This window comes from Desulfopila aestuarii DSM 18488 (assembly GCF_900143695.1).
Classification (GTDB): Bacteria; Desulfobacterota; Desulfobulbia; order Desulfobulbales; family Desulfocapsaceae; genus Desulfopila; species Desulfopila aestuarii.
Genome location: NZ_FRFE01000015.1, coordinates 1 through 14,275, shown reverse-complemented (window position 1 = coordinate 14,275; position 14,275 = coordinate 1). Strand labels below are relative to the sequence as shown.

Below are 14,275 nucleotides of genomic sequence, written 5' to 3'. Positions count from 1 at the left end.
ATATGGAAAAGAAGAGCAGAAGACCACGACCAAACCTCGGAGAAGTGGCGTATGACGAGATCAAAGCCATGATCCTCACAGGCGAGCTGAAGTTCGGGGAACGACTTGTACTCGATGAACTGTCAGAGCGATTGAACTTGAGTGTTACCCCTATTCGTGAGGCCCTCAATAAATTGGCCCAGGACGATCTCGTGGTTATCACCCCTCGCACAAGCCATTCCGTGGTACAGATCTCAGCGCAGGATGCTGCGGATATCCTGGATCTACGCTTGCTCCTCGAGACTTACGCTCTCCAGACAGCTGGGAACCGGTTGGCCACTTTTCCGGTGTCTGATTTCAAGCATCGGTTTTCCGAGGTAACCAATTCCATGGATCTCAAGGAGTTTTTTATTGTCGATAATGCCTTTCACCAGGCGATACTCTCGCTCAGTCCTAACCAGAGGCTCCCTAAACTCTACTCGTATCTGCAAAACCTTATTCAGGTCGTTTCCATTCAAGCGATACAGAGCCAGAATACCGACAGAATTCATGAGGCAACCGAGGAACACCTTGAATTACTGGGATCAATTGAGACAGGTAGTGTCAATGCGGCTGTTGACTGCCTGCAAAATCATTTTGAGCAGATGAAATCGGTAGTCTTTCGCTCCGCAGCTTGTGAGCGGGCCTGATGTCATCTGGAGGCTGTCATTGTTTCTGCTCAAGACAAACCAATAACTTGAAAAAAGACTACAGAAATGAACATGCGTACGAATAGAGACCGATTGCAAAAACTCCTCACCGAGATCGCCGCGTTTGGCGGAACCGACAGGGGCGGGGTAAGTCGTCTTGCGCTCACTGATGAGGACCGTGATGCCAGAGATCAGTTAAAGCGGTGGTTTGCCGAGGCAGGAGCGGAAATAAAAGTGGATACAATAGGGAACATGTTTTTCATCTTGCGTGGAAAGCAGTTGCACCTGCCGCCGGTGATGACAGGCTCCCATTGTGACTCACAGCCCGAAGGTGGTCGGTTCGACGGCATTCTTGGGATCATCGCAGGATTGGAGATTATGTACACCCTTCGAGATGCCGGCATCCAGTTGGAAAGAGATCTGATCGTCGTCAACTGGACCAACGAGGAGGGGAGTCGATTTACTCCAGGAACGACAGGATCAGGATATTTTGCCGGCAAGCTGGATCGCGACAAAATGTATGCTCTCACCGATCGCAACGGACTTACGCTTGGAGACGAGCTTGAGAGGATCGGCTACAAGGGCCAGGAAGACTTTGATCCTCGCCCAATGTATGCCAACTTCGAGTACCACATCGAACAAGGGCCGGTTTTAGAGCAAAGGGGTATCCGGATTGGTGTCCCTAAGGGGATCGTTTGCTTGAGATGGTACGATATAGAAGTACAGGGCGTACCGAACCATGTGGGACCGACCCCTATGAATGCACGACAGGATGCGCTCTACGCCTTTGCTCTTATGGGCAAGCGGATTTATGAACTGGGACTTGCAGCAGATAATGTAGTAGCGTCGGTCGGGGAGGTTCATCCTACTCCCAATTCACGAAACGTTATTGCCGGACACGTTCACTTCACTATCGATATCAGAGGCTGGAATGAGCAGGAGACGGATCGGGTGTGTCAGGAAGTTGAAAGATCACTCATCGAACTGGCAAAAGAGGCTGGTTGTGAGGTTGCCATAAATAAAGTCTGGGAGGTCGATAGGGCACCTTTTGACGAATCGTTAATCGCACTCGTCCATTCTACCGCCAGAGATTTGGGTTTAACTTCACTTGATATGGTTTCAGGGGCTTCACATGACACAATCTATATCAATAAGGATACCCCCAGTGCGATGATTTTTGTCCCGTCAATTGGTGGTCGAAGTCATGCTGAAGTCGAGTGCACTTCATGGGAGGATTGTGCGGCCGGAGCTGATGTTTTGTTAGGTGCTGTTATAAAGACCGGGAACTCTCTGAACGAGTTGCCTGCAATAGATCGTTCACTTTATTAATGAGGATTGGCTGATGGATACACGCGAGTTTGAGAAGATTTACCGTGATGAGGATGTGGATATGCAGATCCTCAATGGGAAGGTTGTTGCCGTAATCGGTTATGGAAGCCAGGGGCGAGCCCAGAGTATGAATATGAGGGAAAGCGGAGTCCAGGTGATCGTCGGTGCGGGCGACAGGAAGAGACATTCAAGCTGGGATAAAGCTACTGCAGATGGTTTTGAGGTCTACACTATAGAGGAGGCTGTAAAAAAGGCAGATATCGTTCATATTCTACTGCAGGACCCAGCGCAACCTCCAGTGTATTATGAGTCGATTCACCAGCATCTGCGAGCTGGACAAACCCTGAGTTTTGCCCACGGCTTTGCCGTACTCTATGGGACTATTCGTCCTCCTGAAGATATCGATGTGGTATTGTTTGTTCCCAACGGACCTGGCCCGGTAACCAGGCAGAAGTATAAAGATGGTTCCGGCATATGGGGGTGTGTGAGTGTGGATCAGGATGTCAGCGGAAACGCTTTGGAGACAGCACTGGCTATCGCCAAGGCTGTTGGTTCAACACGCGTTGGAGCTGTCGCTATGACCTTCCAGCATGAAACGGAGGGGGACAATTATGAGGAGCAGGTGCTTTATGGTGGAACTATTCACCTGATGCGGACTATGTACAACATCATGGTGAAAAACGGATACCCGCGATCTTTTGCTTATGCAAAGGCCATTCGCTCAATCCGCTCCATCATTGATGATATTGATGAGGTTGGAATTGAAACCTATCTCACATCCAGGGCAAGTCGTACCTGTGAGTTCGCCGTAAGACACAGTGGACCACGGGTCATCAACGAAGAAGAGATGGAGAAGATTTTCAAGGAGACTGAGGCCGGGATCTTTGCCCGAAATTGGTTGCAGGAGTTCTCGCTTGGGATGCCTACACTCAATAGAATGCGTCGCACCTGGACAGAATCAGATATGGAGCAAACTGGCAAGATTTGGCGTGAGAAATTTGGAAAATAACAACAGGAGAGTGTGATGGGATATCCAGAGGGGTTCTTGAAAAACAGATCGGTAATTCAGCCCGGGAAGTATGCCGTCATAAGCCCTGAGGGTAGGGTAATAAATGTGATTCCCGGGATCTCTGGGTGCAGGATGACAATTTTGGCCTCACCAAAGCTTGGTGCTAACTTCGTCCAGATGGTGGGCGAAGTGAGTACGAACGGGAAGACGACTATGCCTTACGGTTTACAGAAGGACATAGAGGTTTTCCTCTATGTCCTTGACGGCCAGGGGCATTTACAGGTGAGCACTGGGAATACCAGCACTACTTTGGCTGCTGGAGGGTATATATATGTACCTCCTGGGGAGGGGCTCCAGTTTGCCTCTGAAGGCGACAGCCCGGTCCGTATCCTGCTTTATAAGCAGCGCTTTACTCCTCATCCCTCCCCAGATAGAAAACGACCATGGCCGGTAATCGGCAACGTCAGAACTATAAGTGAGTCACCCTACGATGAGATGGGCAATGTTTTTGTCAGGGATTTGTTGCCTGTCGATGAATCCTTTGACATGAACTTTCATACTCTTGCCTTTCTTCCTGGAGGTTGTCACCCTTTTGTGGAGACACATGTTCAGGAGCATGGTGCCTATATCTATAGCGGGCAAGGCCTCTATCTCCTTGATGAGCAATGGATACCGGTTCAGGCAGAAGATTTCATCTGGTTTGCCCCTTTTTGCAAACAAGCCTGTTACGGCACCGGCCTATCGAGAATGGAGTATATTTATTCCAAAGATTGCCACCGCGATGAAAGCCTGTAGCTCACGTACTGCTTTGAGAACTGAGCTGCGGGGGCAACACGTGCAGGAGACGCCGCCTGATAAACTCTGCAGCATTGATGGTCAGTTCTTTTTCCGTAGTACCGTCACTACGGTCTGATATGGCGAACGAGATTTCAAGCACCTGTTCCGGTCAACCAAAGGGCTGCTTGGCATACGTGATCCACTGCTTGCTATGCAACGTTTCGATGAACGTCAGAAACTGTTTTTCACCTTGCAGCCCAGCATTCTTCTCAGGGAAAGTAAGAAGGTTTTTTTGTATGCCCTTTCCCGCTTGCCCAGATAACGACTTTTGAAATCCTTAATCAGTGACTGGATCCTGAATAGATAATTTCTTCTGCTGTCGGTCCATCTTTTACGATCAAATGAATGAAGATCTCGGATTTTATGATATTTTATTTACATAGAAGACAGAAAATGCGGTAACATGACGGTTGAAGTCGGTAAAATGTAAAATGCATTTCAAAATTCATAAAGTGAGATTTTCCTGTGAAGCTCAATGATCCATTTGGCCGTATGGCAAACCGGCATCAACGCGGCTACGAGTCCATGCGTGATACTATGCATAGCTGTGGCATCAAGACACCGGATGCTGCGTGGGAAATAATCAGGCAGTCGAAGAAACGTGCAAAAATATGTATCGGCCTCGCAATTGCAGTATTGGTGCTGGTATCCTTGCTATGGCCAGAAGGGGCGGCAGTAACCCTAAGTCTTGTGCTTTTTTTTATAGTTTGGGTAGCCACCTCTGCTCTCAACGGTCAGCGATATATACGGCGCTATATTGATGAAGAGCTGAACAAAAAAGAAGAAAAACAGAGTGATACCTGAAGGTGTTGGCCCTCGTAAGTGATCCCGGTATCATCGTCATCCATAAGAGGTCTGCATTTGCTGTTTGCCTAAAAATGTCGATTGTTACTGCGGTTTTTGCGATTCGATTTGTTGAATCACGGCCTCAAGGCTGAAATCGTATCGTTTGAGAGCGGGAGTATATGCTTTTGAGAATTTTCGAAAATCGATCTGTCGCCAGTCTTGCTTGCCGAATATCTGCAGATATTTTCCGACGTTTGTCGCATCGATAGAGAACATTGATGTTTTCCATGGATCGTCTATAAAATCAATGCCATGGTGGTAGTCGTTGAGCATCACCATTACCCAGCCCCCTTCCATGAAGTGACCGCCGACCGAGGTGGTGAGTTTTCCTTCTTCAACTTTCTGCAACGCCGGTTCATACCAGCCGCATCCGCCAAACAGGATATTCTGCCCCGGCCTCATGCCTAGAGAGGCTGCCACGTCCATGGCACCCAGAGCCGTTGTATCGTTGGCGCCCCAGAGAATCTGGACCTTCGGGTAACGTCGAAAAACACCCTGGCTGAGCTGCACGGCCTTGTCATAGGTCCAATCCCCATGGAAGACCTGGAGCAGTTGTACCGTGTCAGGATATTCTGCCATTGCATCATTCAGTCCTCGTAACCGCTCTTCGGAGGCGTGGGTGAGGTAGGCACCGGCGATGGCTACGATGTTGATTTTGCCATCAACTGCCCGCAGATTTTTGTGCAGCGCCTCGTCAATCAACATCTTGCCCATGGTATAGCCGGCTGAGTAGTTATTGGGTATGAGTTCACCAATCCAAAATGGGAACTTTTCTCGCGGGTTTCCGTATTCCTGTTTGTCTTTAGGGTCGACAAAACCATTGCTGAACAGGAAAATTTTCACTCCTGCCTCGTCGGCGATACGAATGATTTCCCCGGCGTTGCTCTTCTCATTACCGGTTATGATATAGTCGGGTGGATTCGCCCGTGCGACGATCTCTTTCGCCTGTTCAATGGTGAGCAGATGGTTATAGTCGGAAGTGACGACTTCCAGCTCTATATTGAGGTCTGCGGCCGCTGCCTGCATGAAATCAATCGTCATTTTCCAGAACCAGTGACTACCTCCCGGATTGAGGAGCACAGCCCGGATCGGTTTGTCTGACCTACTATTCATCTGGTTTTCATGACGTTGCGCCGTGACGCTTCGGGCGGACAGCAGCTGAACGCTTAAAAAACAGAGGATGCAGATGATTGTGGTGATGCGTTTTGTCATAACCCAGCCTGCATTACCTTTGGTGGGCAGTACGTGTAATGACCAGGATCGTGTTTTCGCATATTCGATTCCCAGCGTTTCCTAAATGTCGAGGTTCATCACAACCAATACGGAAAAAATGATAAAATCATTCTATAACCTCTTGAAAACGAAGTGAAGCGAAAGGTTGGTACAGGATGGCAATGAGAACTGGCCATTGCAAAGCCGAACAGGGAAAAAGAGGGCGCTCGTGCATGTTTCTCCGGAGCAGCCAGAGCCATTTCTGCATCAGCCGGTAATGGTAACCGCTAATTCGCTCTGGTGAATCCTCTCGCATTTTGCGAAGCGTTTGATACTCTTCAGGCATGCCTTCCTCGTATGCTGTTTGATCGATGAAGGCAAATAACGCGCCTGGCTAATGACAGACTTCAGCGTAATTTCTCAATGACTAAGGATGGCAATATGATCAGAAAGCCAACTACCTTTCGGTACAAGCTCACGTTGGAGTATGACGGTAAAAATTTCAGTGGCTGGCAGAAACAGAAAGACGCCAGAACAGTGCAGGGGGATTTGCTCAAAGGGGCTATGCGCGTTTTTGGTGAAGATGCTGAAATTGATATTCAGGGATGTGGCCGTACAGACGCTGGTGTTCATGCTCTTGAATATATCGCTCATCTTCAGGTGGCAAGTGAGTTGGAACCATTTGTCGTAGAACAGATGCTGAACGATACATTGCCCAAAGATATTGCTGTGATAGCAGTTGAACTGGTAGATCCGCGTTTTCATGCCAGGCATAGCTGTGTTGCAAGAAGCTATATCTATCAGCTGCGCAGCAGGAAATCGGCTTTTGGTAAGCGGTATAGCTGGTGGGTGCGAGAAGAATTGGATATTGCTGCTATGCAGCGTGCAGCAGCTCTCATGGAAGGAATGCACGATTTTGCCGCATTTGCAGAAAAGAAGGAGATGAAAAAATCAACCAAGGTACTTGTATATAAAGTTGATGTTGTTGAGGAGCAGGGCGGAGCTGTCAGAATTAGGGTTATAGGCTCTCATTTTCTCTGGCACATGGTACGTCGAATGGTCGGTGTGTTGGTTGAAGCAGGATGTCACCGGTTGACAGAAGAAACGATTCGGGGGCTGTGTCGTGGCAGCGCATCGGAGATTCCTTCGCATCATACAGCTCCGGCCGCAGGCCTTTTTTTTGAAAAGGCCTGTTATGACAAGGAACTTCTGGATGATTTTATAAGAAGTTCATAGCGGGGAAAATGTAAGTCCAGATGATTATTTGACATCGAAGATGAGACGACAATGAAAAAAATTGAATACCGCGAGCAGGCATTGAAAATCCTGCCCTGGGTTTGCGCGAGCTGTGGCCGTGATTTTACCGGCAAGAAATTGAGGGAGCTGACTGTTCATCATAAAGATCACAACTATAAAAACAATCCTCCCGATGGCAGCAACTGGGAATTATTGTGCATTTACTGCCACGATAACGAACACTCCCGGTTAATTGATGCCGAATGGCTGCCCACCCATAATTCTGATGCCGATAAACAGGAGCTTTCCACACATACCCCTTTTGCCAATCTTAAGGACAAGATGAAGGCAAAAGGTGGGAAGGGCGGGAGCTCATCTGGGTGAGTGTCGTAAAACCGTGACGTGTTTTTTGGCAGTACGCCGATATGTCACTTATGGAACAGTTAATGATCAATCTCAACCTTTCGTGAGCTCATGAGTTTGAAAACCAACAGAGATAAAATAGTTGAAATGTTACTGCAATGCCAGCCCGGTCAGCCCAGGACAAGGGGGACATTCCAGGTGGACCATAATGGGGTACCGTTCATCCTGCCGGCTATCGGCGGAATTACCTTGAATGTTCTGGTGGGTGATTCGGTCTTTGGCCTGGCGGGAGACCATATCGAACCGGGAGTCAGTTGTAACTCCAATACTGAGAAACGGCTCGAATTTCCCAACGATTCATTACAGATGTATGGGTGTGTTGGCAACAAGGCGATGCTTGTCAGCGGCAAGGCGGAGGGGACAGAAGGTGTGGTAACCGGTAAGCATGGTGGTTCCGAGCACCTGATGATTGATTTTCCAGTGGCTGCCATGGAGAAAATGACCTACGACGACAAGATCATCGTTTACAGTAGAGGTCAGGGCCTGGCACTCACCGATTATCCTGAGATCAAGCTTTTCAATCTTGATCCTGATCTGCTGCAGAAGATGGCCATCAAAGAGCAGGGCGGTAAGCTGCAGGTTCCAGTAACCACCCTGGCCCCCGCTGTGTGTATGGGCTCAGGTGTCGGTTCTCCCCATGTTGCCACCGGCGATTACGACATTATGACCAGCGATCCAGAAACGGTAGCAGAATACAAGCTCGACAAGATCCGCTTTGGCGACATTGTTGCTTTGCTCGATCACGACAATGCGTATGGACGAGCCTACAAGAAAGGAGCAGTCTCTATCGGTGTTGTTGTGCACAGCGATTGCTTGAAGGCTGGTCATGGGCCGGGAGTTACAACTATTATGACCTGTACCAGCGGCCAGATAGAGCCGGTTATTGATCCGGCGGCAAATATTGCAGGCTTGCTGAAGATTGGCAGAATGCGGCTGTAGCGGTCTGTATCCTGCAATATCTATCCTGCTGGATTAAGTTGAACTGTAACAAATACTGTTGGGTTGTCTTGAGCGATCTGGTTGGAGTCTTTGAGGATCTGTCAAAAGATCGCCCAAGTGAAAGTTTCGGGGGAGAAATCGTATGGTGCTTTACCAGAACCAGCTAACTATCCTGCCTGAATGGATTGATTATAATGGTCATATGAATGTGGCATATTATGTCCTTGCTTTCGACAATGCGACTGATGCTGTCTATGAAAAATGGGGATTGGGAGGGCAATACATTCAACAGACGGGCTGCAGTGTTTTTACAGTTGGCATGGATGTCGATTACCTGAGTGAGGTGTTTGAGGGGGACAAGGTTACAATCACTACGCAGCTGCTTAATTGGGATTATAAACGGGTGCACTACTATCACCGTATGATCAATACAGCAACTGGAGTGCTGGCGGCTGTCAATGAATGTCTGGCGATGAATATTCATTTAGCAAAGAGACGCAGTACTCCCTTTCCTGATGTTGTGCAGGCAGAATTAGCACAGGTTATGGTGAGACACAAAACATTGGAGAGACCAGACAAAGCGATGCAGCGACTCGGTATAAAAAGTAACAGGTCAGGTGTACCCTGACAGATCCCAGTTTTTCGTGTGCTTATTAGAAGGGGAATTCCCCTTTGTTCTATTTGGAATTCTGTAAATGGGCTGAAACTTGATGAGCTTGCTCTATCGGCTTCGATCTTTTTCGTCCTTGTCAATATCCCCAAGATAATGGCAACAGCTGACCGGGGGGGCTGGCGATTTTTCTTTCCTTTCTGGGTCCCTGATGAACCACCAATAGAGGGCCGTAAGACTTGAAACAGAGAGAACGGCCGCCGGAATTCCGAAACCGTAAAGGACAATAGCAAGTCCTGCTGCTGCGAGCAGCCCGATTGTGACCAAAAGTTTCATTATCATAACACGAAAGAGATAGTCTCCATTTTAACATCTGGATAGATGCTCTCGTCTTCTGGTTGAGCCCAAGGGCGAGAACATTGTCGGGTAGATTCATCCTTCTGGGGGGAGTAATAGATCGTATCTCCAGCTCTTGGCCTTCTCGGCAGGTCTCTATCAAAAGCAGAACTGTGGACAAAGATTTCCTGCCGGCCTTTTTCTGGAGCAATGAATGTGCCTCCCCTTGTCATCGAGCCATTTTGTGAGAGTTCCTTTTCAACGAATATTAGCCAATTCCTATCCTTTTTGAAATAAAGGTAGGGCAGCTGCTGATCGAAAAATAGTAGTAAAATGTGCTTCTCTGGAAATGATCTGCCAGCGCTTGTCATACCGTCCGTGCATCATTTTGCGCTAACAAGATGTTTGAGTCGTTATTCTAACGTAGACAATCACTAAGTTCTACGGTAATTGTTCGTAACCATGAGGATAATATGTGAATTGTCACATCGTGATAATTTGCATAAGGAACGAATCAAAGGCCACCGCTCAAAGATAAACCATTGCGATATGTCGCACTGGCCGCCGTTGAAGCCGATGAAACGATAGATGACCTTATTCACGATCGACTGGATAAGATGTGGGGCCTTGAGCCGAAAGCGTTGGGAAAATTCCTTGATGCATAACAGGTGCAGTTATCACCGGAAATGTGCAATTGGCGTCTTATCATCTTTCGCGGCGTATTAGTGATCTTGAGGTATTGGCGAAAGACTATAAGAAGTACTTCTCTGGCAAGCCGAATCTTGGGTCAAGGTTTTAGAAAAAGATTGGGAGTCAAGGGGAAGGGGAAATATGTTGACTTTGAAAGGACCTCGATCAATGCCTCAAAAACGATACTATCTTTCTGTATATCATCCCAATCTTGAGCGATATGCAGGTCAAATGAATAACTTATAGTTTAAGGAAATATTATGGCCAAAAAGACAACTCAACATATTGTGAAAAATCCAAGTGGTGGATGGGCTGTAAAAAAAGGCGGTTCATCTAAAGCCACAAAAGTACACAAGACTCAGAAGGATGCTATCGATCATGGCAGAACCATAGCAAAAAACCAAAAAGCAGAATTATATATACATGGGCAGGATGGTAAGATTAGGCAGAAAGATAGCTATGGGAATGACCCTAACCCACCAAAAGATAAGAAATAATCACTATGATTTGTGATGATTTTACTAGAAATGTGTTCATAAACTGCCCATTCGATGATGATTTCCGTCAGCTCCTAATTGGTATCATTTTCACCGTAATGTATTTTGGTTTTAAACCAAGATTAGCATTAGAGCGTTCAGATTCAGCAGAGTCTAGAATTGATAAAATCATCGATTTAATACTCAAATCAAAATTTGGAATTCATGATTTATCACGAATTGTTTCCAAGGGTAAGGGTGAACATTATCGAATGAATATGCCTTTTGAGCTGGGTATAGATTATGGTTGCAAAAGATTAAAAGGCGGCTTATGGGAAACCAAGAAGATTCTAATACTTGAAAAAGAAAAATATCGTTACCAAAAAGCTATTTCAGACCTATCTGGATCAGATATAAAAAATCACAATGATGATGTGGTAAAGGCAATTTATGCTGTACGTAATTGGTTCGTCAGTGAAGAGCTGAATAGAGGACATGGTGGTCAGAAAGTATGGGATGGTTTTAATGAATTTCAGGCATATTTATATGATGAAGTTGTCGAAAAAGATGGCCATAATTCAACTGACGAAGTCCCAATAGCAGAAATAATGCATCACATGAAAGAATGGTTTAATAAATAACAATTTTCTGGACGGTTGCGCAAAAACGCGCACCAACCGTGAGCATTGCGTTATATTTATGTGAAAATAATAATACCTGGAGTTATAGTTAATGAATAATAAAGACACTAGCCATTGGAATAGTGAAAAACTAAGTCCTGGGTTTCATTTTTGCATACAAAGGTTAGATGAATTATTATTTGATTACACGATAGATTCCTATAAGCCGAGAGCTCTTAATGCACCCTCTTTGTGTATTGAACTTTTAAAAGTTATCGAAGAAGTTGATAAAGGTAATATTGATCGAAACAACGTGAAATACATAATCGAAGAGCTTAAGCAAGTATTCAAAAAAGACAAATCAGCCAAGGAATTAACCGCTTTGGATATTAATTATTTCCTTGGCCTGAAAGAGGATTCTCCTTTAAGTGAATTAAAGCTTAAGGTCAGCGTGCTTGAAAGAAGTTTAGAGAGAGGGAGATACATAAAGAAGATTCAGGAGAAACTTCAGTCTGCAATAGAAAAAAATAATAAAGATGAAATTGATATACTTATAAGCACTTATATAACAACGCTAATCAACAGAGGTATAAGCAAACAATTCATCTATCATCAATTTAACAAAATTTTCTTTAATGGAAACATCAAAGTGGAATCCGACAATTCCCTTTGGGAGCTTTTCAAAACAATGAACCCTAAAAGGCATGTATATAGCGCCTTTTTCAAGGTTTCTAAAAGCATATTATTGCTAGAAAAGTCATTTAACTATTTTGGAATTAGGATTGCTGATGTTGCAGAAGAAAGAACTAAAGAATTACTTGAAAAGCATAATTTCAAAGCTAAAGACGGTCACATTATAGTCGAAGTGAGAGGTCTTAAACTTCCAGATCCGTTTTTTGCCAGGGACTTTGCTGAAAAAAGGCTTGAAACTATACGTAATACATCAAATCTCTTTTTCCACAACTCAAAACTCAGGTGGAATAAGCGAAGCTTGGTTAAACAACATTGTTGCAGTAAAGATTCTTTAGTCGCAAGTAATCAAATCAATCCAATGAGGAAATCGTTCAATCACAAGTCGAACGATGTGGCCCTTCTAACAAACCAAGTCTTTGAAAACATTTCACTGCAATCAGATAGTTTCAAGAAATTCAACAGAGTATTGGAACTTCACAGTAATTGCCTCCAAAATCTTACCCCAGAAAATCAATTAGTTAATTTATGGATCATTCTTGAAACACTAATCCCATCAGTATATAAAAAATCAAAAGTTGAAAATATATGTATAGAAATAACTCCGTTGATCTTAATGAGATATTTTAGAAAATTATGCTTAGAACTGTATCATGATATAATACGATGGAATTCTGACGCATTGCACGAGCTATCTGACGATATTGCAACAGATGTTGATACTCATTTCTCTAAATTTCTTCTGTTACTCTCAGATGATCAATTTCACCCTAAGCTAACGACTCTTTATGGTAAATTTGATAATTTCCATTTGTTAAGAAACAGAGTATTTAAGATTTCTAGCATTCTCAAAGATAAATCTAAAATTCAACAGAAACTAGAAAACCACAAAAGCAATATCACTTGGCAGGTTCGCCGTGTTTACAGAACCAGAAATTTAATCGTACATTCTGGAACCTCACCTAATTACATTAATGTACTAGTAGAAAATACTCACTACTACATAGATCAAATCCTAAGTGAAATAGTTGATATGACTACATCTACTTTTAAGATATATAATCTTGAGCAGGCTTTTGAGTTTGGGAAAATACTATATTCAGACTTGGAAAGAAGATTAAATGAAAGTAAGAAACCGAATGATTATATATTTGATCTGACTCGAGAAAGAAAAATCTAACAAGTCTACAAAAACGGAAGCACAGGTTGAGACTGCCGTGTCGAAGCTCAGATTCAAGTATTTCTGCCGTGTTTAAAGAGATCTACTGTTATGCGAACCTGAGTAGTCCACATATCTCCTATCGATCTAGAAAGACTTAGGGAAAACATGTTAACTGTAGAAGGTCCTCAGCAAGGGGCTCTAGAATGCTGTCATCTCTCTGTATATCATCCCAATCATGGGAGATATACAGATCATCTGAATAACTTGTTAAATGTCGTTAAAAAATAATTAATAAATTTCAAGACAATTCATAAGTAGAAAGCAACAATGGATGAACTTCAAATAGAAATATCTGAATGCTTACAGTCAGGAATTCAAACCGAAAAACTTGTTCAGTTAGTAGCACGCTCAGCTCGTTATTCTGAAAAAGCTGATTGTGATTCCATCGTAAAACTTGTTTACGACGAAGATCTTGCTCCATTAGCTATGGTTGCTCTGCCTGCATGGGGCAAGGTAGGTATTGAAAAACTCATAGAGTACTCATTTGACGACGATCTCGCGCTAAAAACAAAAACGAGAGCTCTGGAAGTTGCAATATATACTTCCAGAGGGATAATTCCGCGCCCAGCAGACATCCTGAGGCTCAACCCTTTATGGGACAACTATCAAAAAATTGAACTTACGGATGATCTTATTAAATTTAGCTTATCGAAATTGAGAGATCGCTTACTTCAGGCATTTAATGACGAATATGAAAAATCCATGTTCCTATTGCTTCTTGGAACTAAGGCAATGATGTATTTTGGCAGACCTGAAGAGAACAGAAAAGATATGGATTATCTATTGTCACTAATTTCCTTTAGGTAAACCCCCGGCTTTGCCGGGGGACTACAAAAGTTTGACGGTTCCTGCAAAATGAAGAAGCCTCCGCTCTCGTGGACCGCTCAAAGTCACGAGAAGGAGGCTTCATGAACAACACACAATGTTTAAGCCACTCGAAGTGGGAATGCAAGTACCACGTCGTGTGGATACCGAAGTGTCGAAAGAAAACGCTTTATGGGCAGCTGAGAAAACACCTTGGTGAGGTGTTGCATGATTTGGCTCGGCAGAAGGAGAGCAAAGTGCTGGAAGGGCATCTGCAGCCGGACCACATTCACATGCTGATCTCAATACCACCGAAATATGCTGTGTC

Annotated in this window: 19 protein-coding genes and 1 pseudogene; 15 read left to right on the top strand and 5 right to left on the bottom strand. The window is 44.7% G+C overall.

The genetic code is table 11. The features are described from left to right. Positions 1-2 precede the first annotated feature (2 nt). The 4 genes from BUF15_RS14765 (at position 3) to allE (ending at position 3,801) form a co-directional block, all read left to right on the top strand. Positions 3-668, top strand: a complete 666-nt coding sequence (locus BUF15_RS14765) for a GntR family transcriptional regulator (protein ID WP_073614385.1) — start codon at positions 3-5, stop codon at positions 666-668. Positions 669-734: 66 nt separating this feature from the next. Further along, positions 735-1,997, top strand: coding sequence for a Zn-dependent hydrolase (locus BUF15_RS14760; RefSeq protein WP_073614383.1), 1,263 nt, complete (start codon positions 735-737; stop codon positions 1,995-1,997). Positions 1,998-2,010: 13 nt separating this feature from the next. Further along, a complete protein-coding gene (gene ilvC / locus BUF15_RS14755) occupies positions 2,011-3,006 on the top strand; it encodes a ketol-acid reductoisomerase (RefSeq protein WP_073614381.1) in 996 nt (331 codons plus the stop codon). 15 nt (positions 3,007-3,021) lie between these two features. Then, entirely contained in the window at positions 3,022-3,801 is a 780-nt protein-coding gene (allE, locus tag BUF15_RS14750; RefSeq protein WP_073614379.1) for a (S)-ureidoglycine aminohydrolase, read from the top strand. Positions 3,802-3,832: 31 nt separating this feature from the next. Here the strand turns inward: allE and BUF15_RS28625 are convergent. Further along, positions 3,833-4,188: pseudogene (locus BUF15_RS28625) on the bottom strand (transposase); the annotation flags it as partial. Between the two features lie 120 nt (positions 4,189-4,308). Between BUF15_RS28625 and BUF15_RS14745 the strand changes: the two are divergent. Then, positions 4,309-4,647, top strand: a complete 339-nt coding sequence (locus tag BUF15_RS14745) for a hypothetical protein (RefSeq protein WP_073614377.1) — start codon at positions 4,309-4,311, stop codon at positions 4,645-4,647. Positions 4,648-4,731: 84 nt separating this feature from the next. Here BUF15_RS14745 and BUF15_RS14740 read toward each other — a convergent pair whose 3' ends face one another. Together BUF15_RS14740 and BUF15_RS14735 are read right to left on the bottom strand one after the other, a co-directional pair. Then, the gene (locus BUF15_RS14740) at positions 4,732-5,901 is read right to left on the bottom strand and encodes an ABC transporter substrate-binding protein (protein ID WP_073614375.1); all 1,170 of its coding nucleotides are present in this window, start codon (positions 5,899-5,901) and stop codon (positions 4,732-4,734) included. A gap of 127 nt (positions 5,902-6,028) precedes the next feature. Beyond that, positions 6,029-6,247: a hypothetical protein gene (locus tag BUF15_RS14735; protein WP_073614374.1), complete on the bottom strand. Its 219-nt coding sequence runs from the start codon at positions 6,245-6,247 to the stop codon at positions 6,029-6,031. A 95-nt stretch (positions 6,248-6,342) separates the two neighbouring features. Here BUF15_RS14735 and truA point away from each other — a divergent pair, with 95 nt between their 5' ends. The 4 genes from truA (at position 6,343) to BUF15_RS14715 (ending at position 9,127) form a co-directional block, all read left to right on the top strand. Further along, a complete protein-coding gene (truA, locus tag BUF15_RS14730) occupies positions 6,343-7,137 on the top strand; it encodes a tRNA pseudouridine(38-40) synthase TruA (protein WP_073614372.1) in 795 nt (264 codons plus the stop codon). Between the two features lie 51 nt (positions 7,138-7,188). Further along, positions 7,189-7,521 (top strand): YajD family HNH nuclease, encoded by a 333-nt coding sequence (locus BUF15_RS14725; RefSeq protein WP_084554021.1) that lies wholly within the window; start codon positions 7,189-7,191, stop codon positions 7,519-7,521. Between the two features lie 90 nt (positions 7,522-7,611). After that, positions 7,612-8,499, top strand: coding sequence for a DUF4438 domain-containing protein (locus BUF15_RS14720; RefSeq protein ID WP_073614363.1), 888 nt, complete (start codon positions 7,612-7,614; stop codon positions 8,497-8,499). A 142-nt stretch (positions 8,500-8,641) separates the two neighbouring features. After that, positions 8,642-9,127 (top strand): thioesterase family protein, encoded by a 486-nt coding sequence (locus BUF15_RS14715; protein ID WP_073614361.1) that lies wholly within the window; start codon positions 8,642-8,644, stop codon positions 9,125-9,127. A gap of 93 nt (positions 9,128-9,220) precedes the next feature. On the opposite strand, the gene BUF15_RS14710 is transcribed toward BUF15_RS14715, so the two are convergent. Both BUF15_RS14710 and BUF15_RS14705 read right to left on the bottom strand, forming a co-directional pair. After that, positions 9,221-9,445, bottom strand: a complete 225-nt coding sequence (locus BUF15_RS14710; protein ID WP_073614359.1) for a hypothetical protein — start codon at positions 9,443-9,445, stop codon at positions 9,221-9,223. 2 nt (positions 9,446-9,447) lie between these two features. After that, positions 9,448-9,816, bottom strand: coding sequence for a cold-shock protein (locus BUF15_RS14705; protein ID WP_073614357.1), 369 nt, complete (start codon positions 9,814-9,816; stop codon positions 9,448-9,450). 171 nt (positions 9,817-9,987) lie between these two features. On the opposite strand from BUF15_RS14705, the gene BUF15_RS28090 reads away from it, so the two are divergent. From BUF15_RS28090 to tnpA, 6 genes are all read left to right on the top strand, one after another. Further along, positions 9,988-10,110, top strand: a complete 123-nt coding sequence (locus tag BUF15_RS28090; RefSeq protein ID WP_268753193.1) for a hypothetical protein — start codon at positions 9,988-9,990, stop codon at positions 10,108-10,110. A gap of 285 nt (positions 10,111-10,395) precedes the next feature. After that, positions 10,396-10,632, top strand: coding sequence for a DUF2188 domain-containing protein (locus BUF15_RS14700; protein WP_073614355.1), 237 nt, complete (start codon positions 10,396-10,398; stop codon positions 10,630-10,632). Between the two features lie 5 nt (positions 10,633-10,637). Beyond that, a complete protein-coding gene (locus BUF15_RS14695; protein WP_073614347.1) occupies positions 10,638-11,252 on the top strand; it encodes a hypothetical protein in 615 nt (204 codons plus the stop codon). A gap of 91 nt (positions 11,253-11,343) precedes the next feature. Beyond that, complete coding sequence (locus tag BUF15_RS14690) at positions 11,344-13,101, top strand: hypothetical protein (RefSeq protein WP_073614345.1); 1,758 nt, start codon at positions 11,344-11,346, stop codon at positions 13,099-13,101. A gap of 309 nt (positions 13,102-13,410) precedes the next feature. Then, a complete protein-coding gene (locus BUF15_RS14685; RefSeq protein WP_073614342.1) occupies positions 13,411-13,950 on the top strand; it encodes a hypothetical protein in 540 nt (179 codons plus the stop codon). 101 nt (positions 13,951-14,051) lie between these two features. Continuing rightward, on the top strand, positions 14,052-14,275 hold a 224-nt coding region (gene tnpA, locus BUF15_RS14680; protein WP_143170728.1), incomplete at its 3' end, for an IS200/IS605 family transposase.

Excerpts from the sequence above, each read along its gene's own strand:
- BUF15_RS14765 (WP_073614385.1), top strand. The coding sequence starts at position 3 with ATGGAAAAGAAGAGCAGAAGACCACGACCAAACCTCGGAGAAGTGGCG.
- BUF15_RS14685 (WP_073614342.1), top strand. The coding sequence starts at position 13,411 with ATGGATGAACTTCAAATAGAAATATCTGAATGCTTACAGTCAGGAATT.
- BUF15_RS14705 (WP_073614357.1), bottom strand. The coding sequence starts at position 9,816 with ATGACAAGCGCTGGCAGATCATTTCCAGAGAAGCACATTTTACTACTA.
- BUF15_RS14700 (WP_073614355.1), top strand. The coding sequence starts at position 10,396 with ATGGCCAAAAAGACAACTCAACATATTGTGAAAAATCCAAGTGGTGGA.
- ilvC (WP_073614381.1), top strand. The coding sequence starts at position 2,011 with ATGGATACACGCGAGTTTGAGAAGATTTACCGTGATGAGGATGTGGAT.
- allE (WP_073614379.1), top strand. The coding sequence starts at position 3,022 with ATGGGATATCCAGAGGGGTTCTTGAAAAACAGATCGGTAATTCAGCCC.
- BUF15_RS14710 (WP_073614359.1), bottom strand. The coding sequence starts at position 9,445 with ATGAAACTTTTGGTCACAATCGGGCTGCTCGCAGCAGCAGGACTTGCT.
- truA (WP_073614372.1), top strand. The coding sequence starts at position 6,343 with ATGATCAGAAAGCCAACTACCTTTCGGTACAAGCTCACGTTGGAGTAT.
- BUF15_RS14740 (WP_073614375.1), bottom strand. The coding sequence starts at position 5,901 with ATGACAAAACGCATCACCACAATCATCTGCATCCTCTGTTTTTTAAGC.
- BUF15_RS14695 (WP_073614347.1), top strand. The coding sequence starts at position 10,638 with ATGATTTGTGATGATTTTACTAGAAATGTGTTCATAAACTGCCCATTC.
- BUF15_RS14760 (WP_073614383.1), top strand. The coding sequence starts at position 735 with ATGAACATGCGTACGAATAGAGACCGATTGCAAAAACTCCTCACCGAG.
- BUF15_RS14735 (WP_073614374.1), bottom strand. The coding sequence starts at position 6,247 with ATGCCTGAAGAGTATCAAACGCTTCGCAAAATGCGAGAGGATTCACCA.
- BUF15_RS14715 (WP_073614361.1), top strand. The coding sequence starts at position 8,642 with ATGGTGCTTTACCAGAACCAGCTAACTATCCTGCCTGAATGGATTGAT.
- BUF15_RS14725 (WP_084554021.1), top strand. The coding sequence starts at position 7,189 with ATGAAAAAAATTGAATACCGCGAGCAGGCATTGAAAATCCTGCCCTGG.
- BUF15_RS14690 (WP_073614345.1), top strand. The coding sequence starts at position 11,344 with ATGAATAATAAAGACACTAGCCATTGGAATAGTGAAAAACTAAGTCCT.
- BUF15_RS14720 (WP_073614363.1), top strand. The coding sequence starts at position 7,612 with ATGAGTTTGAAAACCAACAGAGATAAAATAGTTGAAATGTTACTGCAA.